Raw genomic sequence first — 23,583 nt, forward strand, 5'->3', positions numbered from 1 at the left:
ATGGACAATCGCAAGCGCACGTCGATCCCGGGCCTCGCGCCGCTCGCCGCGCTCTCGCTGAGCCTCGCAACCACGCTCCCCGCGAGCGCGCAGCCGGCCCCCGCCGCGCCTCCGCCGTCGTCCACGGCTGCCGCGCCTCTGCCGCCTCCGCCTGCGCCGCCCTCGACCACGAGCGCCGCGCCCTTGCCGCCTCCGCCGCCGGCTCCGACGACGGAGGGCGCGGAGTCGACCGAGGAGCAGCCGAAGCCGAAGAAACGGAAGAAGCAGCCGAGGCTCAGTAACGAGACGTGGGACAGCCCGTCGCCGCAGCAGCCCCCGCCGATGTGGGCGCCGATGGACGACCCGAGCCTGCCCGTCTTGCCTCGCCGCATCGAGTACGAAGAGGGCGACATCCTCCTGCCGGGCTACCAGCTGAAGGTGCAGCCGACCCGGAGCCTGCTCATCGGCGGCATCGTCACCTTCGCGGTGCCGTACGGCCTGTCCGCGCTCGTCGGCGGCGCTTACGCGTTCGACGACAACGAACGCGACTCCGAGCTGTTCGGCCCGCTGCTCGTCCCGGTCTTCGGCCCGTTCATCTCGCTCGGCATCGAGAACTCGCGCGCGCAGGAGTTCCCGAACGCGCGTAGCACCGACGACGACCTCTACGCGTTCTTCATGCTCCTCAACGGCTTCACGCAGCTGACCGGCGCGGCCATGATCGCCGCCGGCATCCTCGTGCCCGAGAAGTACCTCGAGCGCGCGCAGGCGCTCCCGGGCAAGCCGGAGCTGCTCGTGGGCGGCAGCTCCGCCGCCGTGCGTTTCCACTTCTGAGCGGGGGTGTGGGGGCGTCGCTCGGTCGTCCGAGCGTAGCCCCCAAGCGCTCTTGCGCGTCGCCTCACTTGGCGGCGGCGACCATCCACATCCAGTCGAGCGGCGATCCCGCCTCAGCTTCGGCACCCTGGCCGCGCACGCGGAGCACACCACGCCGCGGGTTCGCCGACAGATGCCGCAGGATCCAGAACACCGTCTCCGGCTCGTCGCTGCCCGCTGCCGCCGTGACCTCCGCGAGCGAGAGCGCCGTCCCCACCTTCGCGCGCAGCGCCGCGAGCACGCGAAGCTCGAGATCGATCACCGCTTGCGCCGCCTTCTTCCCCGCCTCCACGCCCGGCTGGTGGTACGCGTTGATGCCCACGAGCTCCGCGTAGATCCCCACGGCCCGCTCGTAGAGCGCGAGGAGCGCGCCGAGCGACGCCGCGTCGAGCGCCTCCAGCGTGATCGTGATCGTATCGCGCCCTCGCTCATCGAGCGCGCGCCGCGTGCCTTGCAAGAACCCCGAGAGGTAATCGCCCGACGTCACGCCCGGCTCCACGTCGAGGTCCCCTCGCTGCGGCGCGCGATCGAGCAGCACCTCGATGAACGTCACGAAGAAGTTGTCGACCCCATCGCGGAGCTGCTGCACGTACGCGTGTTGATCCGTCGAGCCCTTGTTGCCGTAGACGCTGATCCCCTGCCACACCTCGCGCCCGTTCCGATCGAGCCGCTTGCCGAGCGACTCCATCACGAGCTGCTGCGCGTACCGGCTGAAGAGCTCGAGCCGGTCCTTGTACGGCAAGAGCACCATGTCCTTCTTGCCCGCGCCGCCCGTCGCCGACAGCCACGCCGCCGCGAGCTGCGCCGCCGGGTTCTTCCTCGTCACGCGGGATCGCGTCACCTCGTCCATCGCGCGCGCGCCGCGCAGCATGTCCGCCACGTCGAGCCCTTGCAGCGCGGCCGGCAGAAGGCCCACCGCGCTGAGCTCGCTCGTCCGACCGCCGACCCAGTCCCACATCGGGAACCGATCGAGGAATCCGCGCGCCACGGCGTGCTTGTCGAGCTCGCTGCCCTCGCCCGTCACGACCACCGCGTGCTTCGCGAAATCGAGCCCGAGCCGCGCGTACGCGGCCTCGGCTTCGAGCATCCCGTTGCGCGTCTCCTTCGTGCCGCCCGACTTCGAGATGACGACCGTGAGCGTCTCGGGCAGCGCGTCGCCGATCGCGTCGAGGGTCCGATCGAATCCATCGGGATCGGTGTTGTCGAAGAACCAGACGCGCATGCGATCCGCGGGTGACGTGAGCGCGGCGGAGACGAACTCGGGTCCGAGCGCCGAGCCGCCGATGCCGATGAGCAGCACGTTGCGGAAGCGACTCGCGCGCTCGGGGCGGATGCGCGCGGCGTGCACGTCCTCCGCGAACGAGAGCACGCGGCCGAGCGTGGACGTGATTGCGTCGCGGATCGCGGGATCCGGCGCGAGCTCGGGCGCCCGGAGCCAGTAGTGCCCCACCATGCGCCCCTCGTCGGGGTTTGCGACAGCGCCGCGTTCGAGCGTCGCCATCGCCTCGTAGGCCGCTTGAAGCCGCGGCTCGAGCGCGTCGAGGAAGCCTTCTGTCCACCGGATCCGGCTCGTGTCCAGCCAGAAGCCGAGGCGCTCGTCGTAGTACAGGTGCGCGCGAAACCGGTCGAGCCCGTCGTTCATCGTCGTACAATCCCCGTCCTTGGCGCGGGGCCGGGCTCGTCCCCGGCCTCCCCACTTCGTCGTGCGTACGTATGTAGCGCACCCTGGGGCTCGGGCGCCCGCCCTGCTGGTGGTGTCTCGGGTTTCCACGACCCCGGGATCCGAAAAAACTGCGCTGGCGGCGACACCGATCCCGCGTTATTTCCCTGCCGCCCCAATGCCACCCATGCAGCTTGATTTCGGCGTCAACGCAGGGTTCGTCGAAGAGCTCTACGCGCAGTACCAGGAGAATCCCGAGAAGGTCGACCCGAGCTGGAGGGCCTTCTTCGATAAACAGCGTGGCCCGTCGCAGACGGCCGCGCCGGTGGTTCGAGCGCCCGTGCAGGTCGCTCCGCCGGCGCCTGCGCCCGTGACGACGCCCGAGCCGCCTCGTTACACGAACGGCGGCCCCGCGCCCGCGCAGGCGAGCCTGTTCACGCAGGAGCCGACGCGCCGGCAACGCCGCTCGTCGCCGCCGCCCCCGCCGCCTCCGCGCGTGCCGGGCTTCGATTTCATCTCCTCCGAGCAGGAGATGATGTCGACCGCGGCGACCCGCGCCCGTGTCTACCAGCTCGTCAACGCCTACCGCGTGCGTGGTCATCAATTCGCGCACATCGACCCGCTCGGCCTCCCGCCGCCCGCGCCGCCCGAGCTCAACCTCGACAACTTCGACCTCAGCGAAGCGGACCTCGACAAGCCCTTCCCCACGGTCGACCTCGCCGGCTTGCCGGCCATCTCGACGCTGCGCGAGATCATCAACCGCCTCGAAGAGACCTACTGCCGCTCGATCGGCGTCGAGTTCACGCACATCGAGGATCCGGTCCAGCGCATCTGGCTGCAGCGGCGCATGGAGGCGACGAAGAACCGCCTCGAGCTCAGTCGCGACAAGCAGCTCCGCATCCTGACGAAGCTCTCCGACGCGGAGATCTTCGAGCAGTTCATCCATCGGAGCTACGAGGCCGGCACGAAGCGCTTCTCGCTCGAAGGCGGCGAGGCGCTGATCCCGCTGCTCGACCTCATCATCGAGCGCTCCGGCGCCGAGGGCGTCGACGAGATCGTCTTCGGCATGGCCCACCGCGGCCGCCTCAACGTCCTCTCGAACATCCTCGAAAAGAGCCCGCGCGAGATCTTCGCGCACTTCGAGGACAAGGACCCCGAGCGTTACGTCGGCGCGGGCGACGTGAAGTACCACCTCGGCTACTCCACCGATCGCGTCACGGAGTCGGGCCACAAGGTCCACCTCACGCTTACGTTCAACCCGAGCCACCTCGAGTTCGTGAACCCCGTGGTCGAGGGCCGCGCGCGCGCCAAGCAGGACCGCCTCGGCGCCCCCGACGCAGCGCGCAAGGTCATGCCCTTGCTCATCCACGGCGACGCTGCGTTCATCGGCCAGGGCGTCGTCTCCGAGACGCTCAACATGTGCGGCCTCGAAGGCTACCGGACCGGCGGCACGATCCACGTGATCGTGAACAACCAGGTCGGCTTCACGACGAACCCGAGCGAGTCGCGCTCCACGCGTTACGCGTCGGACATCACGCGCATGCTGAAGGTCCCCGTCTTCCACGTGAACGGCGAGGATCCCGAGGCCGTCGCGCAGATCGCGCTCCTCGCGACCGAGTGGCGCCAGCGCTTCGGCATGGATGTCGTGATCGACATGTACTGCTACCGCCGCTACGGCCACAACGAGGGCGACGAGCCGCGCTACACGCAGCCGCGGATGTACGCCGTCATCGACAAGAAGCCGACGGTCCGGCAGATGTACGTCAAGCGCCTGGTCGAGATGGGCCAGGTGAGCGAGGAGAAGGCCGAGGAGATCCTCGTCCGCCGTCGCGAGGCGCTCAACGGCGCGCTGCAGGAGGTCAAGCAGAAGGGCTTCGCCCCCGTCACGTACGCGATGGCCGGCGTCTGGACGAGCTACCGCGGCGGCCGCGACGCCGACACGCCCGAGGTGCCGACCGGCGTATCCGCCGACAAGCTCATCGACCTCTCGCGCCGCCTCCTCGAGCTGCCGGGTGACTTCAAGGTGCACCCGAAGGTCATGCCCATCCTGAAGGCGCGCCACGATCGCCTCGTGAAGGGCGAGCCCTTCGACTGGGGCACGGGCGAGATGCTCGCGTACGCCACGCTCCTCTCCGAGAAGACGCCCGTGCGCATCTCGGGCCAGGACGTGCGCCGCGGGACGTTCAGCCATCGCCACGCGGTCGTCGTCGACATCGAGACGGGCGCGAGCTTCTCGCCTCTCTCGCGCGTCGCGGAGGGCCCGGCGCGCCTCGACATCCACAACAGCCCCCTCAGCGAGGCGGGCGTGCTCGGCTTCGAGTTCGGCTACGCGCTCGACTACCCCGACGCGCTCGTCATCTGGGAGGCGCAGTTCGGCGACTTCCTCAACGGCGCGCAGGTCATCGTCGACCAGTTCATCACGTCGAGCGAGGACAAGTGGCACAGGCTCACGGGCCTCGTCCTCTTCCTCCCGCACGGCTACGAGGGTCAGGGCCCGGAGCACTCGAGCGCGCGCATCGAGCGCTTCCTGCAGAACAGCGCCGAGGACAACATCCAGGTCTGCAACCTGACGACGCCGGCCCAGCTCTTCCACGCGCTGCGCCGCCAGATCCTTCGCCCGTGGCGCAAGCCGCTCGTCATCGCCACGCCGAAGAGCCTGCTCCGCGTCGCCACCACGGCCAAGGGCCCGCGCCCCGTCTCCACGATCGACGACCTCGCGAACGGCAGGTTCCAGCGCGTGATCGGCGACGACACGGTCGATCCCTCGGACGTGAAGAAGATCCTGCTCTGCTCGGGCAAGGTCTACTACGACCTCGCCGTGACGCGGGAGCAGCGCGGCCTTCGGGACGTGGCCATCGTGCGGCTCGAGCAGCTCTTCCCGCTGAACCAGGAGCTCACGAACGCGCTCGCGAACTACAAGGACGGCACGAAGCTCGTGTGGGTCCAGGAAGAGCCGATCAACTACGGCTCCTGGTATTACATCAACGCCGTCCTGCCCCAGTTCCTCGGCGGACGCTTCCCGCTCTCCGTCGTGGGTCGTCAGCCGAGCGCGAGCCCCGCGACCGGCTCGAAGGCGAGCCACAATCTGGAGCAGAAGCGCCTCATGGACGAAGCATTCGCCTGACCTCTCGGGCGAGCGGCTCATGGTAACCTCCGTGTGCACGCACCCCGTGCGCACGGAGGTTTTTTCATGGTTCGCGTCTTCTTCGGAGTTTCAGCGCTTCTCGTCGTCTCCCTCCTCGGCTGTTCGGCCGGCGTGGGCGGCGGAGGCTCCTCGCCTGGCGATATGACCAGCACGGGCACGGGTGGCACGGGCGGTAGCGACGGCACGGGCGGCAGCGGCGGCACGGGCGGCAGCGCCGGCACGAGCGGCAGCGGCGGCACGGGCGGCAACTCCAGCACGAGCGGTGGCGGCGGCTCCGCGATGCTGACGTGCGCCGAGCTCGAAGTGGAGCTCCCGAAAGAGCGGCAGGCGATCATGAGCTGCACGGCCGACGTCCAGTGTGGCCAGGAGCTCAAGGGCACGAGCTGCGGCTGCACGCGCAACCTCGTCGCGCGCCTCGACGCGGACGCGACGCGGTTCTACGAGCTGCTCGAGCAGTGGCAAACGCTCGAATGCGAGGAGACCACCGTCGGCACCTGCGATTGCCCGAACGCGAACGGGTTCGCCTGCAAGAACGGCTTCTGCACCTGGAACTACGTCCCGTGAGGGACGAGGGACTCACACCTCGCCGAACCGCACCGCATACACCGGCGGCAGGTGATTCGAGATCGTCTGCCACGAATCTCCGCCGTCCTCGCTGATCCACAAGGATCCCGTCGTCGTCCCGAACGCCAGCACGTCCCCCGTGCTGTCCACGTCCAGCCCGTGGCGGTACGTCAGATCAAACGCGTTCGTCTGCGGCAAACCCTTGTCGAGCACCGTGAAGCTCGCTCCGCCGTCGCGCGTCCGGGCCACCACCACCTTCCCATCGACCGGGATTCGCTGCTCGTCCTTCTTTGCGGGCACCACCCACGCCGTCTCTGGGTCCCGCGGGTGCACGGCCATCGTGAAGCCGAATTTGCTCGGCTTCACCGACGTCACCTCGCGCCACGTCTTTCCTCCGTCCGTCGAGCGGAAAAGCCCGTTGTGGTGCTGGGTCCAGAGCGCGTCGGGCTGCGCGGCGCAGGCCACGAGCCGGTGCGGATCCTGGATCCCCGGATCGTCTCGGCGCTCGGGCGGCATGTATTCGGCGTACATGCCCTTCGTCCGCGTCTCCCACGTCGCGCCGTCGTCCGTCGATCGCCACACGCCCCCGCAGGAAATGCCCACCGTCACGCCGCCTCGATCCACGCAGATCGAGTGAATCCCCGGCCAGTCGTAGCCGCCGCCGAACCAGCCTTTCCGGGTCGGGTGATCCCAGAGCGAGCGCACGAGCTCCCACGATTGCCCGTGGTCCTTCGATTGGAACAGCCCTCCCGGGATCGTCCCGCACCAGAGATGCCCCGGCTGATCCTCGCGGCCGGCTTCCAGGCTCCACAAGAGCTCGACCCGCTGCGGCCATTCTCGTCCGTCCGGCGTCTTTTCCGGCTCGGCTCCCTCGGGCAGCGGCGGATAGGCCGGCGCCGTGATCTCCTCCCACGTCGCGCCTACGTCCCGCGACCGCCGCAGCTTCACCCCGAAATGCCCCAGCGCGAGCGCCGCGTACAGCGACCCGTCCCGCCGATCCGGCAGCACCATCGAAACGTTGTCGCCGAGGAACGAGACCTCCGCGATCGACCATCCCGACGGCTTTCGATCGAGACGGAAAAGCCCTTTGCGTGTCGCCACGAACAACTTGCTCGACATGGACCTCTAACCCCCGGAAAGCGCTTGCATTACGTAGATCACCGAGCCCTCGCCCACGGCGTCCCCGAGGCTCGACCGATCCGTCGCCTGATTGCCGTCGACGAAGATCACCACGTGCTTCCGCACGACGCCTTGCTCGTCGAGGACGTAGCCCCGCACGGCCGGCTCCGCGGCGAAATACGTGTCGAGGGCCTCGCGGACGGTGCGCCCTTCGACGTCACGCGCCGGGCAGGGCACGTGCCTCGCGATATGCTGGGTGAACGTGACGCGCGGCATGCAGCAAGCAGCGTCGCGGACGGGGTGCGGGTTTGTCAAGGCCGTCTTTTCCTTCTTGGAGGAATTTCCCGCCGCCTCCATCAGGCACGGCCCGACTTGCCTGCCCGGAGGCGGCCTCTTCCGTCTTCCGCGGAATGAAATCCGTCCCTTGAGATACTACTTACGTGTGATTGCTTTTTGACGCCGAGCGGGTGGAACATCGCACCATGGGAAATCCCCCGCGCGACCACGCTGGCGATCGCGAAAGGCGAGAACCAGGCAAACACGACTCTGGACTGTTCCTGGCCGAACGGGGATTTCGCGCGCTGGAAGAAGAAGGAGACGTCGACGCGGGGCAGGGGGTGGCCGCCTTGCGCGAGAGTGAGGAGCGCTTCCGGCTGGCGACCGAGGCCATCCGCGGCATGGTCTACGACTGGGATTTCCCGACGAACCGCGTCTGGCGCTCCAGCGGCCTCATCGAGATGCTCGGCTTCTGGCCCGAGGAGATCCCGACCACCGACAGATGGTGGCGCAGCCGCATCCACACCGACGACCTGAAGAGCTTCTCCGGCCGCACCACGATCCGCAGCAAGAATCAGCCCGTCATCGACGCGGAGTACCGCATCCGCCATCGCGACGGCCACTGGGTCTGGGTCTGGGACCACGCCCGGCTGATCCACGACGAGATGGGCACGCCCGTCCGCTTGATTGGCTGCGTCATCAGCATCGACGCCCGCAAGCGCGCCGAACAGGCCCTCTGCGAAAGCGAGGAGCGCTTCCGCGCCATGGCCGACACCGTGCCCGAGATCCTTTTCACGGCGCTCGCCGACGGCCGCGGCGAATACATGAACCAGCGCATGCACGAGTACACGGGCATGTGCGGCCCGGACGACGTCGCCTGGATGCAATGGATCCACCCCGACGACATCCCCGCCGTTCGCGCCCACTGGACCGAGGTGATGACGGCGCGCGTCGAGGCCGAGCCCGTCGCCGTGGAGTTCCGCTTGCGGGGCAAGGATGGCTCGTACCGATGGTTCTGCTGCCGCGCGCGGCCGATCCGCAACGAGAAGGGCGCCATCACGAAATGGTTCGGCGCCGCGGCCGACGTGCACGACTTCAAGGCCGCGCAGCAAGCCCTGCGCGAGAGCGAGGAACACCTCCGCCTCGCCACCGAGGCCGGCGGCGTCGGGACCTTCTCGTTCGACCTCCTCGAACGCCAGGCCTTCTGCTCGGCGACGACCCGCAAGCTGCTCGGGCTGCCCGAGAGCGCGGTCTTCCAGCGGAGGCTTCTTTTATCGTGCGTGCACCCGGACGATCGCTCGGAGGTCAACCGCGCCACGCGCTGCGCCTTCGAAGCCGAGGAGCCGTGCCGCTCGCAGTTCCGCATCCTGCGCGGCGGCCAGGAGGTGCGCTGGATCGAGCTCATGGCGCACGTGCGCAGGGACGGCGAAGGCAAACCCGCGGCCCTCTACGGCGCGCTGATCGACGTGACCGAGCGCAAGCGGCTCGAAGAGGAGCGCGACGCGCTGCTCGACAGCGAGCGGGCCGCGCGTCGCGACGCCGAGCGAGCGAACCGACTCAAGGACGACTTTCTGGCCATCGTCTCCCACGAGCTCCGCGCGCCGCTCAACGCCATCCTCGGCTGGTCCGACATGCTCCGCCGGGGCGTGCTCTCGCAGCAGAGCACGAGCAAGGCGCTCGACGTGATCGAGCGCAACGCTGCCCTGCTCGGCCGCCTGATGGGCGACATGCTCGACACGGAGCGCATCCGCGTCGGCAAGCTCAAGCTCGACGCGTCCCTCTGCGACCTCTCCCGCGCGGTCGACGTCGCCCTCGAGACCATGCGCCCCATGGCGAACGAGCGTCAGATCAAGCTCGAGCGCAAAGACGCGCTCACGGCCGTGCAGGTGCTCGGCGATCCGGCGCGCTTGCAGCAGATCGTGTGCAACCTCCTCAGCAACGCCATCAAGTTCAGCGCGCCCGGCGGCACCACGGAGGTCTCGCTCGTGTGCGCGGGCTCCTCCGTGACGCTCACCGTGCGCGACGACGGCCTCGGCATCCGGCCCGACCTCTTGCCGCACGTCTTCGAAAAATTCCGGCAGGCGGATGCGTCGTCGGTGCGGCGGCAAGGCGGGCTCGGCCTTGGGCTCTCGATCGTGAAGGACCTCGTGGTGCTCCACGGCGGCACGGTGCGAGCCGAGAGCGAGGGGATCGGCCGCGGCGCGACGTTCCTCGTCGAGCTCCCGCTCGCGGCGGAGGACCCTGCCACGCCGCCTACGACACGCGAGGAAGGCCCCTCCCTCGAAGGACTCCACGTCCTCGTCGTGGACGACGAGCAAGGCGCGCGGGAGGTCCTTTCACGCCTGCTCGGCGAGGAGGGCGCCGAGACCCGGACGGCGTCGAGCGCGGCGGAGGCGCTGCGCGTCATCCAGTCCGGCTGGCCCTCCGTGGTGCTGAGCGAGCTTGGTTTGCCGGGGGAGGACGGGTTTCACCTGGTCCGCGCCGTGCGTAACGACGAGCTTGCCGCGTCGCTCCCCGTCGTCGCCGTCACGGCCTTCACCCGCGACGCCGATCGCGCCCGAGCTTTGCGCGCGGGCTTCGACGGCCACGTCGGAAAACCCATCGAGCCGCATCGCCTGCTCGACGAGCTCACCCGGATCCTCGGGACGGTCGCGCCTACCAGCGGTGGTACGCGGGATGGCCCTCTTTCACCGCGACGAACGTCCCGCGGCACGTCGCCGTGACCTTCCCGCCGGCCTCGAGCGTCGCCTCGATCGCGCATCGATCGTCGGCCACCTCGACCACGCGCGCCTTGAGATGCACGGGCCCGAGCGGCGTCGGCCGCCGAAGCTTTACGTGGAAATCGGCCGTCACCGTGCACGGGGGTTTGTCGAGGCCCCCTCGCTCCATCAGGTGATGCGCCGCCGTCCAGTTCGAATGGCAATCGAGCAGCGCGCCGATGATCCCGCCGTTGAGCATGCCCGGGAACGCCTGGTGGTACGGCTCGGGCACCCACGTGGCGACGACCTCGTCTCCTTCCACGTGGCTCTTGATCCGGAGCCCCTTCTCGTTTGCCGGCCCGCAGCCGAAGCAACAGCTCTGGGGCGCGTAGCGGTCCTGCAAGCTTTGCTGATCCATCTTCATTCCCTCACGCGATGGTCATGCCGCCATCGACCACGATCGTCTGCCCCGTGAGGAACGATGCCGCATCCGAAGCGAGGTACAGCGCCGCCCCGGCGATCTCGTCCGGCTGCCCGTACCTTCCGATCGGCGTCCGCGCCACGACCCGCTCGACGAGATCCTTGTTGTGCACGATCGCCGCGGCGAACCGTGTATCCACGAGCCCCGGCGCGATCGCGTTGACGCGGATCCCAGAGGCCGCGAGCTCGACCGCCATCGTCTGCGTCATCGACACGACCGCGGCCTTGGTCATCCCGTACACGCCTTGCAACGGCGCCGCCGAGAGCCCCGCCACGCTCGTCACGTTCACGATCGCGCCAGGCGCGTTGCGATCGACGAGATGCCGGACGAGCTCACGCGACGTGTAGAAGTACCCCTTCAGGTTGACCTCGATCGTCTTGTCGAACGCCGTGTCGTCCGCCGTCATGAGCGGCCCGAAATGAGGGTTCGTCGCGGCGTTGTTGACGAGGACGTCCACCTTCCCGAACGTCGCGATCACCTGCTGGAAGAGCTTCTGCACATCGTCGGCCTTGCCCGTGTGGCAGGTGAAGGCCTCCACGGTCACGCCCTCCTTGCGCAGCCGCTCGACCGCGGCGTCGAGCCCTTCCTTTTTTCTCGACGCGATCGCCACCTTCGCTCCGCTCTGCCCGAGCGCTTTGGCGATCGACTCGCCGATCCCTCGGCTGCCTCCGGTCACGATCGCGACCTTGCCTTCGACGTGGATGAAGCTCGTCATCTTGCGGCGGCATCCTCGCGAATCCCCGCCGGCTTGCCAAGCAAGGTTTTTGCTTCACACGCCCGAGCGAGCTCGGCTCGTGTGCAGTAGGCGCCTGCTCGTTCGGCCATCCATGGCGGGCCTCGCTCGTTTCGACGGGAACATGCTGCTCGTCCCCGCCTGGCACGTACGCTGCTCCACCCCTCGCCGCGGGCGGCGCTCGATTCCGGCGCCCGAAGCCAGGGGGAATGAAGCCATGACACGAACGATGGGAATCGCGGTCGCGACGTTCGCGCTCGCCGCGGCGAGCGCCAGCACGGCCTCGGCGCAAACGTTGATGCGCGAGACCGAAATGGAGCGCGCGGGCCAGATTGGCGCACCGCTGAACGCTGTCGAGATCCAGGTCGATTCGGGCTACAACCAGGGCTTCGGCCCGTCCGTGCCCGCGACCCAGGGCACGCAAGCGACAGGCCTCGGAGGCGCGGGCCTCGGCGCGGGCCTCGGCCTCCACTACCGCGCGAATCCGTATTCGTCGGTCGGTATCAACGGCAGTTACAGCATGCAAAACCTCCCGCGTGGCGCGGAGATGCGCGGCGCGACCGCGGGCATCGACGGCGCCTTCCACATGAGCCCCTACTCGCGCCTGGACCCTTGGGTCTCGGTCGGCGCCGGGTATCGCATGATGTGGGAGCAACCCACGGGCCAGAACAACGACGTGTTCATCCACGGCTTCCAGCTCGCGAAGGCCAAGATCGGCGTCGACATCCGCGTGAGCGAGAGTGTCGCGCTCGCCCCGACGCTCGGCGGCGATCTCAGCATGTTCCTCTGGCGCAACCCCGAGGGCCGCGTCGGGACGCAGACGGTCGACACGCCGCGCCTGAACGCCTTCGTCTTCGCGGGTGTCACGGGCCGCTTCGACGCCGGTGGAGAGCGTGCTCGCCCGGTGACGATCGTGGGTCGCCGGTAAAATCAGCACGCGTCACCACGCGTGTGAGGGGGCGGGCCTGGGTCCTGCCCCCTCGTTTCATTTCGCGTGTCGCGCCTGGCCATGTGCCTCGGGCGGCGGTATGTGCCGAAGCCGCCGATGAAGCTCTTCGTGCTCCTTGCGATCCTCACGGATTGCCGCCGCGACACCCTCGACAGCCCGGACGCGCTTCGCGCCGCGCTCGACGCCGCCGTCGCGGCGGGCCCCTTCACGGGCCTCGGCACGCTCGTCGTTCCGTTTTCGCCGCAGGGCGTCACCGCGTGCGCCGTCGTCGGCGAGAGCCACATCGCGCTGCACACGTGGCCCGAGGAAGGCAGGCTCTTCGTCGACGTCGCCTCGTGCAGCACGAAGGAGAGTGTCGAGCGTGCGCTCGATGCGATCCGCGCCGTGTTCCCGGAGGGAAAACTGGCCGTGCTCGATGAGCGCGTGCTCGATGGTGGCGTGATCTCCAGCGTTGCCCGGTGACACGCGGGCCTTGCGGTCGTCATAGAGGCCGCGTAAAACCGCGTCCCGATGGCGAGCAACGTCCAGCAAGATCCCGCGGCGCAGCAGTGGTCGGGACCCAAGTCGAAGAAGGAGATCCTCGGCCATCCGGCCGGCCTCTTCGTGCTCTTCACCACGGAGATGTGGGAGCGGTTCTCCTACTACGGCATGCGCGGCCTCTTGAAGCTGTACCTGGTGAACTACCTGTTCGTCACGTACCGCCAGCGATTCCAGGGCCAGGCGTACGACGCGACCGGCAACCCGGGTGATGTCTTCGGCTGGAGCGTCATCCGCGGGTTCTTGCCCGACGTCGATCCCGCCACGCTCACGCAGTGTGTGAACGAGAAGGTGGGGCTGCTCGTCCAGGGGGATCCGACGAGGAACATCGCGCCGATGGCCGCGGACATGGCGCAGTCCGTCGCGCAGCAGACGTGCTCGATGCAGCCAGTCGCCTCGGCCATTTACGGCTGGTACACCGGCCTCGTCTACCTGACGCCGCTCTTCGGCGGCTACATGGCTGACCGTTACCTCGGCCAGAAGCGCTCCGTGTATCTCGGCGGCGCGCTCATGGCGCTCGGGCAGTTCGTCCTCTTCGGCGCCGAGAACCTCTTCTTCCTCGGCCTCCTGCTCCTCATCATCGGCAACGGCTTCTTCAAGCCGAACATCTCGACCCAGGTCGGCAACCTCTATCCGCCCAACGACAAGCGCCGCGACGGCGCGTACACGATCTTCTACATGGGCATCAACCTGGGTGCGTTCCTGACGAACCTCGTCTGCGGCACCCTCGCCCAGAACAACGGCTGGCGGTACGGCTTCCTCGCGGCGGGCATCGGCATGGTGCTCGGCCTGCTCATCCAGTTCTTCTTCGGGCCGAGCACGCTCGCGCCGGACACGCTGAAGAAGCGCGAGGACAGCAAGGGCGAAGCCCAGGCCGTGGTGAAGGAGGAGAACGAGGGGCAGCGCATGGGCGCGCTCGTCATCCTCTGCGCGCTGAACATCATCTTCTGGGCCGTCTACGAGCAGCAGGGCAACACGATGCAGACCTGGGCCGACGAGAAGACCGTCTGGCCCGTGATCTTCGGCTTCCAGATCCCCTCGACCTGGTTCCAGTCGTTCAACCCGTTCTTCATCTTCCTCTTCGCGCCGATCCTGGACCGCATCTGGGCGGCGCAAGCGAAGAGCGGCAAGGAGATGTCGAGCGTCACGAAGATGGCCGTTGGCTGCATCATCCTCGGCCTGTCGTTCATCGTGATGGTCGGGGGCGCGCAGATGATCGGCGGGGGCAAAGGCAGCGTGATGTGGCCGCTCGTCTGCACGGCGCTGCTCACGATCGGCGAGCTTTACCTGTCGCCGATCGGGCTGTCGCTCGTGACGAAGGTGTCGCCGGTGCGCTTCGTGTCGATGATGATGGGCATGTGGTTCATGTCGAGCTTCTTCGGCAACATCCTGAGCGGCTACATCGGCATCCTGTACACGAAGTGGTCGCCGACGAACTTCTTCCTGCTGCTCATGGCCCTCGGCGTCGCCGCCGGCCTCGCGATCGCGGCGTTCAACAAGCCGCTGCGCAAGGCGATGGGGAATCACTGACACGCGCATGTAGCGCCTTTGCTGGGGCGTTGCCCCAGGCCCCACCAGGGGCTATCCGCCCCTGGACCCGGGGCCTGCGCAAGCGCTGGACTCGGGTCGATGAACTGCGCGATGCGCAGTTCATCGAACAGGCCGAGGCAAGAGCAGCTACGCTCCTGCCAACCAAAACAGTCGCGCTGCCATTTCGATCGGCAACGCCGTCCGTGGTCTTGCCACCGGCCTGTGGGAAGAACTGCGCATCGCGCAGTTCTTCCCCAAATGGTCCAGGGCTTGCCCTGGTTCGGGTCGAGGGGCGAACAGCCCCCGCGGGGTCCGGGGCGGCGCCCCGGCGCGACGCCCCCAAGAAAAGTCAGAAGTGCACGACGCCGTAGTAAACCCGTGCGTTCCCGGGCTGCGGGACGTAGAAGTCCTGGGCGGTTCTCCCCGCGCGCATCGTGATGCCCTCTTCGGTCCAGAATCGCGCCACCATCGTGTAGGGCGCGGAGACACGTGGTCGATGCTCGGGGTGAACCTGGAAGGTCACGAGCTTCCCGCCCTCCTCGTCGAAGCAACCGTTTGGAGAGAGCGCGAGCTCGTATACGTAACACGCGGATGTCGGCGTGGCCGTAACCGTGCATGTCCCTCGTGACGAGGAAATCGAGACGCAGGGCTTGCCATCGAGGAGCAAATCGATGCGTTTGGGGAGAGGGGTCGAGAAATAGACGTGCATGGTCGCCAGGTCGCCGGTATCGTCCGGCGCATAGGCGAGGGCGTGAGCGTACGAGAAGAGCGCGACGGCAGCGGAGAGCGGCACGAGCACTGTAGCGAGCGGGTACACGTCGAGGGCCGATGCAATGACGATGCCCCGAATAGGCGCCGGGGCCCCGGCGTCGCCTGCGGGATGCTGCTTGCCGCTTCGTGGGACACGCGCGCGCTTCTTCTCGTCACGCTGCTCCTCGGCTGCACGCACGAGGACGCGTCGAGAGCGACCCCCAGCGACGCCGCCGCGAGCGCGCCGAGCAGCCCGCCCTCGGCCGTCGTGACGCCCGCGCCGTCCCCCGCACCGTCTCCCGCGCCTCCGCCGAGCGCTGCCCCTCCGAACGCGGACACGGGCGCGGCCGAAATTCAATCCTGCGACCCTGAAAAGCCTCCGCCGATTCCCTCGCCTGATACCAGGCTTTATGCCACCTGGCGGACGTTCCCCGTGGACCTCGGGGCGCACGGCGGCGCCGGGAAGCTCCGCGTGCTCGAGGATTCGCGCCTGACGCGGCCCGGGGCCGTGCGCGTCGGCACGCACCCTGTCCTGCCGCCCTGCGATTTGCTCCCGAGCCGGGTGGAGCTGATCGACGAGAAGGGCACCACGCTGCAGGTCGAGCGCTTCTGGCCGGAGCTCGACGTCGAGCTGCGAACGATGGGCCCGGGGGCGGTGCTGATCGAGACGATCGAGCGCGTTCGATGCCTCGCGAGCTGCTGGTGCGGCGACGGGCACGCGTTCTTTCGCATCCAGGACGGGCGCCTCGTGCCGCACGAGGGGCGCGTGGTGGAGCGTCGGCCCGCCGCGGGCACGCCCGGCGTCGGGGCGATGTTGAAGGCCAAGCCGGTCACGCACGGCTGTTACGAGAGCTCGAGCATCGAGGCCCCGCCGGGCCGGCCTCCCGTGCTCGTCGTGAACCGCACGGCGATGGGATCGTTCGTCACGGCGCAGGAGCGGCACTGGTTCGAGGACGGCGCGTGGAAGGCGAGCATCGTGGAACGGAAGTAGCGCGCGGTTGACGCTGGCCGCCGGGGCCCCAGGAAATCCGAGGGGAGGTGCCCGATGAGAATGCGTCCGTGGGTGCTGGCCTGGGTGATGGGGGCGGTGGTGGTCGGCGCGGGCGTTGAGGCACGCGCGGAGGATGCGGAGGAGGTCGACGCGGAGAGCGAGGTGCTCGAGGAGGCGTCGGATGCGCTCTTCGCGCAAGGCATTTGCGAGCGGTGCCTGCGGATGTGCGCGATGGGACGGTGTTTGCCCATGTGCATGCGGATCCGGTGCGCGGCGCCGGATTGGTGGAACCGGGTGTATCCGCCGGACTTGTGGTGGCGGGAGGAGCCTCGGCCGGGGGTGCGGGTGCCGGGGGTGCGGGTGCCGGGCGGGAGCTGACACGCTCTTTGCCTCCGGCCGCCCTTGCGCTACGCCTCCCGCCCATGTCCTCCCTCCTCGCGCCCTGGACCCGCCCGCGTGACCCGTCGGAAAAGCCCCTCCTCGCCGTGGGCACGATGAACTTCGGCAAGCGTACGCCCGAAGACGAGAGCATCCGGCTCGTGCATCACGCGCTCGATCGCGGGCTCACCCTCTTCGATACCGCGAACGCCTACGTCGATGGAAACGCCGAGCGGATCCTGGGCAAGGCGCTCGCCGGGCGGCGCGACCAGGCCCTCGTCGCGACGAAGGTCGGGTTCGGGCGGACCGCCGGCAAGCCCGAGGGGCTTTCCCGAGCGCGGGTGCTCGCCGCCATCGACGAGAGCCTTGGGCGGCTCGGGATGGAGTTCGTCGACGTGTATTACCTCCACGTGCCGGATCCCGCGACGCCCATCGAGGAGACGCTCGACGCCGTGCAGACACTGCTCGCGTCCGGGAAGATCCGAGCGTGGGCCGTGTCGAATTACGCCTCCTGGCAGGTGCTCGAGATGTTCCACCTCGCCGCGCAGCACGGCATGCCGAGGCCCGTGATGTCACAGGTGCTTTACAACGTGCTCATCCGCCAGCTCGATCTCGAATATTTCCGGTTCACGAAGAAGTACGGGCTGCACTCGACCGTGTACAATCCGCTCGCAGGAGGGCTGCTCTCGGGCAAGCACGCGCCTTCCGCCGAGCCGACGAAGGGGTCGCGGTTCGAGAAGAATCCGCTGTATCAGCGAAGGTACTGGACCGACCGGTTCTTCGAGCTCGCCTCCGCCTATCGCGAGGTCGCCGAGAGCCACGGGATGACGCTCGTCGAGCTCGCCTACGCTTACGTCGCGGGGACGCCGGGCGTGGATTCGATCCTCGTCGGGCCCGGGTCGATCGCGCACCTCGACGCCGCGATCGACGCCTGCGCGAAGGAGCTGCCCGCCGAGGCGCGGCAGAGGGTGAACGAGCTCTACCGCGATTTCCAGGGGACCGACGCGAGTTACGCGCGATGAATTTCCTCGCGAAGGAGGCCTCGGCGGCGTCTGTGGAGGCGGCCCTCGCCGAGCTCGCGGAGGTCGGGTTCGCGCGGCTCGGGCGCGTGCTCTCGGACGAAGGCATCACCACGCTCGCCGCGCGGGCCGATGACCTCATGCTCGGGCGTGTCGTGCACGAAGGGCTGTTTTTCCAGCACGACGCGGAGAGCGGGCGATACGAGGACCTGAAGCACGGGAAAGGGTGGATCGGCCCCTCGATCCATTATCGGAAGCTCGAAAAGCTGGAGAAGGATCCCATCTTTCGAGCTTTCCTCGGCAATGCGCTCTTCGAGCGGATCACGCGGGCCATGACCGATGGGTCTGTCTCGCTCTATCGCGCGGTCCTGTTCAACAAGGCGGCGCGGGCGGGGACGGCGCTGCCGTGGCACCAGGATGGAGGGAGTTTTTGGGGGCTTGATCGAGCGCCGCTCGTGCAGATCTGGACCGCGCTCGACGACGCGCCGGCCGAGGCGGGGTGCGTGGAGATCGTGCCGAGGTCGCATCTCGGCGGGCTCGCGACACCCCTCGGCGGGGTGATCCCGGACGACGTGACGCGCAAAGCCGAAGCCGAGGCGCATTCCGTGCTCGTGCCCGCGCGCGCCGGGGAGGCGATGCTCATCCACAATGACGTGTGGCACCGGTCGGGGACGAACACGACGGACCGGCCGCGGCGCGCCATCACCGTGTGTTTTTTGCGCGGCGAGACGCGGTGCATGCGCAAGCGGCGGGCGCCGCGGACGTTCGAAACGATCTTCGAGGCCCGTCAGCCGATTCCCTGACGGAACGAGCCGGCCCAGCGGAAGGCGTCCGCGGGGATGACGAAGACGCGGCCGAACTTCGGCGCGTGCGCCTTGAGGAGTCTCTGGAGGCTCATCATCTGGAGGGCGTCGTCCGCGGAGACCAGCGCGATCCGCCGCGAGGCCCCTTCGAGCGCGCCGAACATCTCCCCGAGCGCGGCATCCGTGGTGGGGCCCCAGGCGATCGTGACCTCGCGAAGGTCCAGGACGGCGCCACGCACGCGCGCGGTGGGCTCGCGGGCGATGCGCTGGAACACGCCGACCATCTCGCGCGCGTAGGCCGCGCCGACCTCGCGGCTCACGTCGGGCCGGCGCCAGACGCGGCACGCGGCCACGCCGTCCCCGAGGGTCATGCTGTAGTTGCCGCCCTCCGCGTATACCTCTCGATCCGGCTCCGACGACACGCCTCGAAGCAAACGGGAAATTCGGGGGTTGTCAAGGACGGAGCAGGCAACGGCCGTCCGACCAGCGCCCGCCCGCGTCACCGCAGATCTGCGGCTGGCTGCGGGCTTCGCGCCACCAGAGGATCTCGTCCATCGTGCCGGCGAACGGGAAGATGCCCTGCTCGCGGCGGCCGATGAAGAGGTCGGACCGGAGCGGGCCGAGGAAGCCGCCTTTGTACGTATTGGTGAGAGCGCCGTTGATGTAGAGCGCAAGGGTGCGGCCGTCGTTCACGTAGGCGACGTGGGTCCACGCGCAGACGGGGAGCACACCACAATCGCTGCCCACGTTCGTCGTGCCCGTGGACGCTCGCGAGAAGATGAGCTGAATGCCGCCGCAGCACGCCTGCATGGTGACGTTGTCGTCGCTGTCGCCGGTCCCGCGGCTGACGGTCGAGCCCACGGTGAGGGGCTTGTCGAGCTCCGGGGTGATGCGGACCCAGAGCTCGATGGTCGCGGCGGTCGTGAAGTCGAGGCCGGGGGACGCCGGGACGCGGACATGGCCGCCGGAAAACGAGAGCCCGCGTCCCACGCGTCCGGGCGCGCCGCGAACGAGGCCCGAGCTCGTGGCGGTGCCGTGATGGCCATGGCCGGAGCTGTCGAGCACGGGGCCGTCGGTCTCCTCGAAGCGATACCAGGCCGCAAGTCCTGGCGGCGCAGGGCCGAGGAAAGGAGCGGGCAGGGGCGCGGTGGCGGCGCTGCAATCGTCCGCGGCGATCTGCTTGGTGTGGGCCTGCGGAGGTGATGGGGCGTCTCCAGCGATTTCGAGCGGCGCCGCGGAGGTGGTCGGGGAGGTGGGATCGGGCGGCGGCGGGAGGGCCGTGGCGCATCCGAGGAGCGGGACGGCGAGGAGCAGGGTCGGAAGGAGGCGCGGCGCAAAGGACATCGCGGATCGAGCATCCGTCGAGGGAGTGAGGTTAGTCAAGCCACGGGGATGGAAATCGAGAGCGCACTGCCGCATCATGCGGCGCATGCATCGCGAGGTGCACTGATGGGCAAACGTGACCGCTCTTCGCAGGGAATCGCGATCATGATCACCGTGATCGGCTGCATTCTCCTCGTATTGCCGTGGATCCTCCGGAGCCAGGCAGAGGGGCGCGCGGAGCGGCTCGCGCGCATGCGTACGTTCTCCGAGGCGACGTGCACGCTCGAGGACATCGTCTGGGGAGATCCGAATCCGAAGTCCGGAAAGACGCGGGTTTCGGTCGACTATCGGGTGCACGTCCCGGGGCAAGCCGGGACGTTCATCGCGAGCGGGTTCTCCTGGGAAGGGATGGAGGTCGACAACGCCGTGGCAGCGGCGAGGAAGCTCGAGCTGCTCCCCGGCAAGCGGGTGCCGTGCTGGTACGATCCAGCCGAGCCGACGGACGCGTTGCTCGTCCAAGCGCGGGCAGAGAGACCGCCGTCGGTGAGCCTCGGGCTCATGCTGGGGCTCTCGGCCGTGGGGCTCCTGTTCGCCGGGGCAGGGATCGCGACGTTGCGCACGAAAAAACGCGGCGCGGGCGACGATTGAGAGGGGTTTCTCAGCCCCCGGAAGCCGTCCGCAGCCCCTCCGAGGGGGTTTCTCAGCCCTCGGAAGCTGCCCGCAGCCCGTCCGGGGGGGTTTTTTAGCCCTCTGGCGCCTGTTCCCGACCCGGGAAGGGGGGTTTGGGAGCCCCGAGACGCCCGTCGACAGCCTGCCGGGGGGGGTTTTTCAGCCTCCGGCGGGTCCTGCCGGGGCCGGCGGGGCTCGCTCGCTGGAAAAGCGAGCGTTCTTCGATCCGTTCACCGCGCCTTCACCAGTGGCGTGTCGACGAGGTGCTCGGACAAAAACCACACCTGCATCTCGTTCGCCGGGAGCACGTCGCTGGTGAGCAGGTTGTTGGTGGTGTCGTCGCCGTTCTTCACCGCGAGCCGAGCGGCCGCGCGCGCCTGCTTGATCACCTGTGTGTGCGCCTCGATGAGCCGCGAGAGCTGGACAGGCACCTGCTCGCGACCGCGCGGCGGGCGTTCGATTCGCGTCATCTCGGCGACGTCGTGCGGCATGGCCACGGCGATCCCGCCGAGCGTCTGCACGCGCTCGGCGATGAGATCCATGAGCCGGACCTGCTCTTCGTAGTGCTTGTCGAAGAGGAGGTGCAATTGATAGAAAGTCGGCCCCGAGACCTGCCAGTGGTGCTTCTTGTACATGTCGCGGAGCGCCATGGTGTCGCTGAGGAGCTGGTTCAGCGCCGCGACATTCTCGATCTTCGCTTTTTCATTCACGTCGATCGGGTAGTAGACCAAGGTGCCGTAAGGCTGAATCTCCCGCCCTCGCTGGTCGAGGATCGGCTGGGCCTCGGAGGGCGCGCCCTGCTCTTTGGTGCCCCGGTTCCGTTGCGTCTTTCTCTTCATGGTGGTCCCCCTTTGGTCATCACGCAGATCACGTGAGGAACATCGGCCGGACTCGTCGAGCCGCGAGAACCTCACGGTGATCTTATTGTGTCCAGCCCGCCCGCCGGGAGCCGCGGTAGGTGCGCGCGGGCCTCGACGTGGTCGCCGCGGACGAGGAGGTAATCGCGGAAAAACGTGGCGAGCTCGCTAGAACATCGATCGGTTTGCAACCGCTCGATGTTCTAGCTCTCTTGTCCCGAGGGGGACGCCTCGCGTCCCCCTCTCGTCCGGGCAAAGCCCGGCCGATTCACCCCCCGAGGGAAGAGCGCTTCGCGATCTTCCGTGCATCGAACCGGTCGATGCTCTAGGTGATCGTCTGGCCACCGTCGACGACCAGCGCGTGCCCGATCATGAAGGCCGCCGCGTCCGAGCACATCCAAACGACCGTCGCGGCGATCTCTTCGGGCCGACCCATCCTTCCGACAGGTTCCTCGGAGATCACCTTCGAGCGGCCCTCGGCGGTGCCGCCGGTGTAGCGAGCCATCATCGGAGTGTCGATGTATCCAGGGCAGACGGCGTTGATACGAATGTTCTGCGCGGCGTAATCGAGGGCCGCCGCTCGGGTGAGGCCGATCACGCCGTGCTTTGCGGCGGTATACGCGGGGCTGCCTTTGATGCCGATGACCCCGGCACCGGACGAAGTGTTCACGATCGCGCCGCCACCGTGCTCGAGCATCCGCGGAATCTCGTACTTCATGCACAGGAAGACACCGCGGAGGTCGATGTTCATGATCCGGTCCCACTCCTCCGGTTGCATCTCCGCGGTCGGGACCAAACCCTTCGGCTCGACGCCGGCGTTGTTGAACGCGAAATCCAATCGCCCGAACGCTTCGACGGTTTTGTCGAGCGCCGCCTTGATGTCCTCGGCTCGCGTGACGTCGCAGCGGACGGCGAACGCTCGTCCGCCTCGTTCCTCGATCATGCGGGCCGTTTCCTGGTTGCCCTCGTCCGACACGTCGGCGACCACCACGCTCGCACCCTCGGCGGCGAACGCCAGCGCCGCCGCGCGGCCGATGCCGCTCGCGCCCCCGGTCACGAACGCGACCTTTCCCTCGAAGCTTCTCTTCTCGTTCATCGTAACCATGACTGCATGTTTCCTTCTGCGGCTCAGGTGAACCGCGCCCTTCACACGCGCAGGAGCGTCTTGATCGCGCGCCGCTCGTCCATTGCGCGATATCCCTCTGCGACCTTGTCGAGCGGAAGCGTCAGATCGAAGACCTTTCCTGGCTCGATCGAGCCCTTCTCGACCAGCTCGATGAGCCGGGGCAGGTAGCGACGCACCGGCGCTGGTCCGCCATGCAGATGCACGTGCGTGAAAAACAGCTTCTGGGCATCGAGCTTTACGCCGTGCGGAACGCCGACGTAGCTCACGTATCCGCCCGGGCGCGCGCAGCCGATCGCTTGCGTCATCGACTCGGAAGTTCCAACGCATTCGAGGACGGCGTCCGCTCCGATTCCTTTCGTGAGCTCTTGGATACGAGCGATGCCTTCGTCCTCGCGCTCGGTCACGATGTCCGTCGCGCCGAACTCGCGCGCGAGCTTCTGCCGCGGCTCGTGACGGCTCATCACGATGATCCGCTCTGCTCCGAGCTGCTTTGCCGCGAGGACGCCGAGGAGACCGACGGCGCCATCGCCGACGACGACGACCGTCGTGCCGGGCTTCACGTTCGCCGCATCGGCCGCGAACCAGCCCGTGCCGAGGACGTCGGACGCTGCGAGCATGCTCGGGATCAGCTCGGCCGAGGGCACCTCGCGTGTCGCGACCAACGTTCCGTCCGCGAGCGGCACGCGCAACATCGGCGCCTGCGCGCCGCCCACGGGCTGAGAATGCTCACAGGACGTCTGATACCCGGCCTTGCAATGCGGGCACGTGTTGTCGGACGCGAAGAACGAACCGATCACGAACTGCCCCGGCCTCACCGACGTCACGCCGCGGCCGACCTCCTCGACGATGCCGCAGTATTCGTGCCCCATCGCCCTGGGCGCGGTCGTCGGCTGGATGCCGCGATAGGGCCACAGGTCGGAACCGCAGATGCAGCTTGCCGAAAGGCGAAGAATGGCATCGGTGGGCTCCTTGATTCGGGGCGCGTCGAGCTTTTCGAAGCGAACGTCGCGCGCACCGTGCAGAACGGCTCCTCGCATGTCTCACGTCCTTCCTTGGTACGGGTCCGGCGCTATGCCTCAACAGGCCACCGGGGCACGCAAGGAACATGCGGCACGCGAGTCATGC

The 23,583-nt window shown here is 68.2% G+C and carries 23 protein-coding genes; 12 read left to right on the forward strand and 11 right to left on the reverse strand.

What is annotated here, in order from left to right; translation table 11 throughout:
- The gene (locus tag KEG57_RS33165) at nt 1–810 is read left to right on the forward strand and encodes a hypothetical protein (RefSeq protein WP_272459183.1); all 810 of its coding nucleotides are present in this window, start codon (nt 1–3) and stop codon (nt 808–810) included.
- A gap of 64 nt (nt 811–874) precedes the next feature.
- Here KEG57_RS33165 and KEG57_RS33170 read toward each other — a convergent pair whose 3' ends face one another.
- Nucleotides 875–2,491, reverse strand: coding sequence for a glucose-6-phosphate isomerase (locus KEG57_RS33170; RefSeq protein ID WP_272459184.1), 1,617 nt, complete (start codon nt 2,489–2,491; stop codon nt 875–877).
- A 205-nt stretch (nt 2,492–2,696) separates the two neighbouring features.
- Between KEG57_RS33170 and KEG57_RS33175 the strand changes: the two genes are divergently transcribed.
- A complete protein-coding gene (locus KEG57_RS33175; protein ID WP_272459185.1) occupies nt 2,697–5,633 on the forward strand; it encodes a 2-oxoglutarate dehydrogenase E1 component in 2,937 nt (978 codons plus the stop codon).
- 66 nt (nt 5,634–5,699) lie between these two features.
- Complete coding sequence (locus KEG57_RS33180; RefSeq protein WP_272459186.1) at nt 5,700–6,218, forward strand: hypothetical protein; 519 nt, start codon at nt 5,700–5,702, stop codon at nt 6,216–6,218.
- Nucleotides 6,219–6,230: 12 nt separating this feature from the next.
- Here KEG57_RS33180 and KEG57_RS33185 read toward each other — a convergent pair whose 3' ends face one another.
- Nucleotides 6,231–7,337, reverse strand: coding sequence for a WD40/YVTN/BNR-like repeat-containing protein (locus tag KEG57_RS33185; RefSeq protein ID WP_272459187.1), 1,107 nt, complete (start codon nt 7,335–7,337; stop codon nt 6,231–6,233).
- Nucleotides 7,338–7,343: 6 nt separating this feature from the next.
- Nucleotides 7,344–7,652 (reverse strand): MoaD/ThiS family protein, encoded by a 309-nt coding sequence (locus tag KEG57_RS33190; protein ID WP_272426114.1) that lies wholly within the window; start codon nt 7,650–7,652, stop codon nt 7,344–7,346.
- A gap of 311 nt (nt 7,653–7,963) precedes the next feature.
- Here KEG57_RS33190 and KEG57_RS33195 point away from each other — a divergent pair, with 311 nt between their 5' ends.
- On the forward strand, nt 7,964–10,336 hold the full coding sequence (locus KEG57_RS33195) for a hybrid sensor histidine kinase/response regulator (RefSeq protein ID WP_272459188.1): 2,373 nt from the start codon (nt 7,964–7,966) through the stop codon (nt 10,334–10,336).
- On the opposite strand, the gene KEG57_RS33200 is transcribed toward KEG57_RS33195, so the two are convergent.
- Entirely contained in the window at nt 10,269–10,730 is a 462-nt protein-coding gene (locus tag KEG57_RS33200) for a PaaI family thioesterase (RefSeq protein ID WP_272426110.1), read from the reverse strand. The two genes, KEG57_RS33195 and KEG57_RS33200, sit on opposite strands and share 68 nt — an antisense overlap.
- Before the next feature lie 10 nt (nt 10,731–10,740).
- Nucleotides 10,741–11,508, reverse strand: a complete 768-nt coding sequence (locus tag KEG57_RS33205; RefSeq protein ID WP_272426108.1) for a glucose 1-dehydrogenase — start codon at nt 11,506–11,508, stop codon at nt 10,741–10,743.
- 235 nt (nt 11,509–11,743) lie between these two features.
- Here KEG57_RS33205 and KEG57_RS33210 point away from each other — a divergent pair, with 235 nt between their 5' ends.
- The 3 genes from KEG57_RS33210 to KEG57_RS33220 all read left to right on the forward strand — a co-directional run bounded on the left by KEG57_RS33210 (nt 11,744) and on the right by KEG57_RS33220 (nt 14,542).
- Nucleotides 11,744–12,454 carry a hypothetical protein gene (locus KEG57_RS33210; RefSeq protein WP_272426107.1) on the forward strand — a complete coding sequence of 237 codons (711 nt, stop codon included), beginning with the start codon at nt 11,744–11,746 and terminating at the stop codon, nt 12,452–12,454.
- Nucleotides 12,455–12,520: 66 nt separating this feature from the next.
- Nucleotides 12,521–12,937: an S-adenosylmethionine decarboxylase family protein gene (locus tag KEG57_RS33215; protein ID WP_272426105.1), complete on the forward strand. Its 417-nt coding sequence runs from the start codon at nt 12,521–12,523 to the stop codon at nt 12,935–12,937.
- A 48-nt stretch (nt 12,938–12,985) separates the two neighbouring features.
- Nucleotides 12,986–14,542, forward strand: coding sequence for a peptide MFS transporter (locus KEG57_RS33220; RefSeq protein WP_272426103.1), 1,557 nt, complete (start codon nt 12,986–12,988; stop codon nt 14,540–14,542).
- Nucleotides 14,543–14,891: 349 nt separating this feature from the next.
- Here KEG57_RS33220 and KEG57_RS33225 read toward each other — a convergent pair whose 3' ends face one another.
- A complete protein-coding gene (locus KEG57_RS33225; RefSeq protein ID WP_272426313.1) occupies nt 14,892–15,359 on the reverse strand; it encodes a hypothetical protein in 468 nt (155 codons plus the stop codon).
- A 63-nt stretch (nt 15,360–15,422) separates the two neighbouring features.
- On the opposite strand from KEG57_RS33225, the gene KEG57_RS33230 reads away from it, so the two are divergent.
- The 4 genes from KEG57_RS33230 to KEG57_RS33245 are packed head-to-tail and all read left to right on the forward strand — an operon-like array spanning nt 15,423 to nt 18,483.
- Entirely contained in the window at nt 15,423–16,283 is an 861-nt protein-coding gene (locus KEG57_RS33230; RefSeq protein WP_272426315.1) for a hypothetical protein, read from the forward strand.
- Nucleotides 16,284–16,337: 54 nt separating this feature from the next.
- Nucleotides 16,338–16,661, forward strand: a complete 324-nt coding sequence (locus tag KEG57_RS33235) for a hypothetical protein (protein ID WP_272426317.1) — start codon at nt 16,338–16,340, stop codon at nt 16,659–16,661.
- Between the two features lie 44 nt (nt 16,662–16,705).
- The gene (locus KEG57_RS33240; protein WP_272426319.1) at nt 16,706–17,683 is read left to right on the forward strand and encodes an aldo/keto reductase; all 978 of its coding nucleotides are present in this window, start codon (nt 16,706–16,708) and stop codon (nt 17,681–17,683) included.
- A complete protein-coding gene (locus KEG57_RS33245) occupies nt 17,680–18,483 on the forward strand; it encodes a phytanoyl-CoA dioxygenase family protein (protein ID WP_272426320.1) in 804 nt (267 codons plus the stop codon). The genes KEG57_RS33240 and KEG57_RS33245 overlap by 4 nt, the downstream gene beginning before the upstream one ends.
- On the opposite strand, the gene KEG57_RS33250 is transcribed toward KEG57_RS33245, so the two are convergent.
- A complete protein-coding gene (locus KEG57_RS33250; RefSeq protein WP_272426321.1) occupies nt 18,468–18,905 on the reverse strand; it encodes a hypothetical protein in 438 nt (145 codons plus the stop codon). The genes KEG57_RS33245 and KEG57_RS33250 overlap by 16 nt on opposite strands.
- Before the next feature lie 31 nt (nt 18,906–18,936).
- On the reverse strand, nt 18,937–19,827 hold the full coding sequence (locus KEG57_RS33255; RefSeq protein WP_272426323.1) for a LamG domain-containing protein: 891 nt from the start codon (nt 19,825–19,827) through the stop codon (nt 18,937–18,939).
- A 105-nt stretch (nt 19,828–19,932) separates the two neighbouring features.
- On the opposite strand from KEG57_RS33255, the gene KEG57_RS33260 reads away from it, so the two are divergent.
- On the forward strand, nt 19,933–20,454 hold the full coding sequence (locus tag KEG57_RS33260; protein WP_272426324.1) for a DUF3592 domain-containing protein: 522 nt from the start codon (nt 19,933–19,935) through the stop codon (nt 20,452–20,454).
- Nucleotides 20,455–20,705: 251 nt separating this feature from the next.
- Here the strand turns inward: KEG57_RS33260 and KEG57_RS33265 are convergent, their stop codons facing one another.
- The 3 genes from KEG57_RS33265 to KEG57_RS33275 all read right to left on the reverse strand — a co-directional run bounded on the left by KEG57_RS33265 (nt 20,706) and on the right by KEG57_RS33275 (nt 23,495).
- Complete coding sequence (locus tag KEG57_RS33265) at nt 20,706–21,314, reverse strand: Dps family protein (RefSeq protein WP_272426325.1); 609 nt, start codon at nt 21,312–21,314, stop codon at nt 20,706–20,708.
- A gap of 343 nt (nt 21,315–21,657) precedes the next feature.
- The gene (locus KEG57_RS33270; protein WP_272426328.1) at nt 21,658–22,428 is read right to left on the reverse strand and encodes an SDR family oxidoreductase; all 771 of its coding nucleotides are present in this window, start codon (nt 22,426–22,428) and stop codon (nt 21,658–21,660) included.
- 50 nt (nt 22,429–22,478) lie between these two features.
- Nucleotides 22,479–23,495: a zinc-dependent alcohol dehydrogenase family protein gene (locus KEG57_RS33275; protein WP_272426329.1), complete on the reverse strand. Its 1,017-nt coding sequence runs from the start codon at nt 23,493–23,495 to the stop codon at nt 22,479–22,481.
- Nucleotides 23,496–23,583: the final 88 nt, after the last annotated feature.

This window comes from Polyangium jinanense, assembly GCF_028435365.1.

Coding starts and splice junctions, on each gene's coding strand:
- KEG57_RS33165 (WP_272459183.1), top strand. CDS start 1: ATGGACAATCGCAAGCGCACGTCGATCCCGGGCCTCGCGCCGCTCGCC.
- KEG57_RS33170 (WP_272459184.1), bottom strand. CDS start 2,491: ATGAACGACGGGCTCGACCGGTTTCGCGCGCACCTGTACTACGACGAG.
- KEG57_RS33175 (WP_272459185.1), top strand. CDS start 2,697: ATGCAGCTTGATTTCGGCGTCAACGCAGGGTTCGTCGAAGAGCTCTAC.
- KEG57_RS33180 (WP_272459186.1), top strand. CDS start 5,700: ATGGTTCGCGTCTTCTTCGGAGTTTCAGCGCTTCTCGTCGTCTCCCTC.
- KEG57_RS33185 (WP_272459187.1), bottom strand. CDS start 7,337: ATGTCGAGCAAGTTGTTCGTGGCGACACGCAAAGGGCTTTTCCGTCTC.
- KEG57_RS33200 (WP_272426110.1), bottom strand. CDS start 10,730: ATGGATCAGCAAAGCTTGCAGGACCGCTACGCGCCCCAGAGCTGTTGC.
- KEG57_RS33205 (WP_272426108.1), bottom strand. CDS start 11,508: ATGACGAGCTTCATCCACGTCGAAGGCAAGGTCGCGATCGTGACCGGA.
- KEG57_RS33210 (WP_272426107.1), top strand. CDS start 11,744: ATGACACGAACGATGGGAATCGCGGTCGCGACGTTCGCGCTCGCCGCG.
- KEG57_RS33220 (WP_272426103.1), top strand. CDS start 12,986: ATGGCGAGCAACGTCCAGCAAGATCCCGCGGCGCAGCAGTGGTCGGGA.
- KEG57_RS33230 (WP_272426315.1), top strand. CDS start 15,423: ATGCTGCTTGCCGCTTCGTGGGACACGCGCGCGCTTCTTCTCGTCACG.
- KEG57_RS33235 (WP_272426317.1), top strand. CDS start 16,338: ATGAGAATGCGTCCGTGGGTGCTGGCCTGGGTGATGGGGGCGGTGGTG.
- KEG57_RS33240 (WP_272426319.1), top strand. CDS start 16,706: ATGTCCTCCCTCCTCGCGCCCTGGACCCGCCCGCGTGACCCGTCGGAA.
- KEG57_RS33245 (WP_272426320.1), top strand. CDS start 17,680: ATGAATTTCCTCGCGAAGGAGGCCTCGGCGGCGTCTGTGGAGGCGGCC.
- KEG57_RS33255 (WP_272426323.1), bottom strand. CDS start 19,827: ATGTCCTTTGCGCCGCGCCTCCTTCCGACCCTGCTCCTCGCCGTCCCG.
- KEG57_RS33260 (WP_272426324.1), top strand. CDS start 19,933: ATGGGCAAACGTGACCGCTCTTCGCAGGGAATCGCGATCATGATCACC.
- KEG57_RS33265 (WP_272426325.1), bottom strand. CDS start 21,314: ATGAAGAGAAAGACGCAACGGAACCGGGGCACCAAAGAGCAGGGCGCG.
- KEG57_RS33270 (WP_272426328.1), bottom strand. CDS start 22,428: ATGAACGAGAAGAGAAGCTTCGAGGGAAAGGTCGCGTTCGTGACCGGG.
- KEG57_RS33275 (WP_272426329.1), bottom strand. CDS start 23,495: ATGCGAGGAGCCGTTCTGCACGGTGCGCGCGACGTTCGCTTCGAAAAG.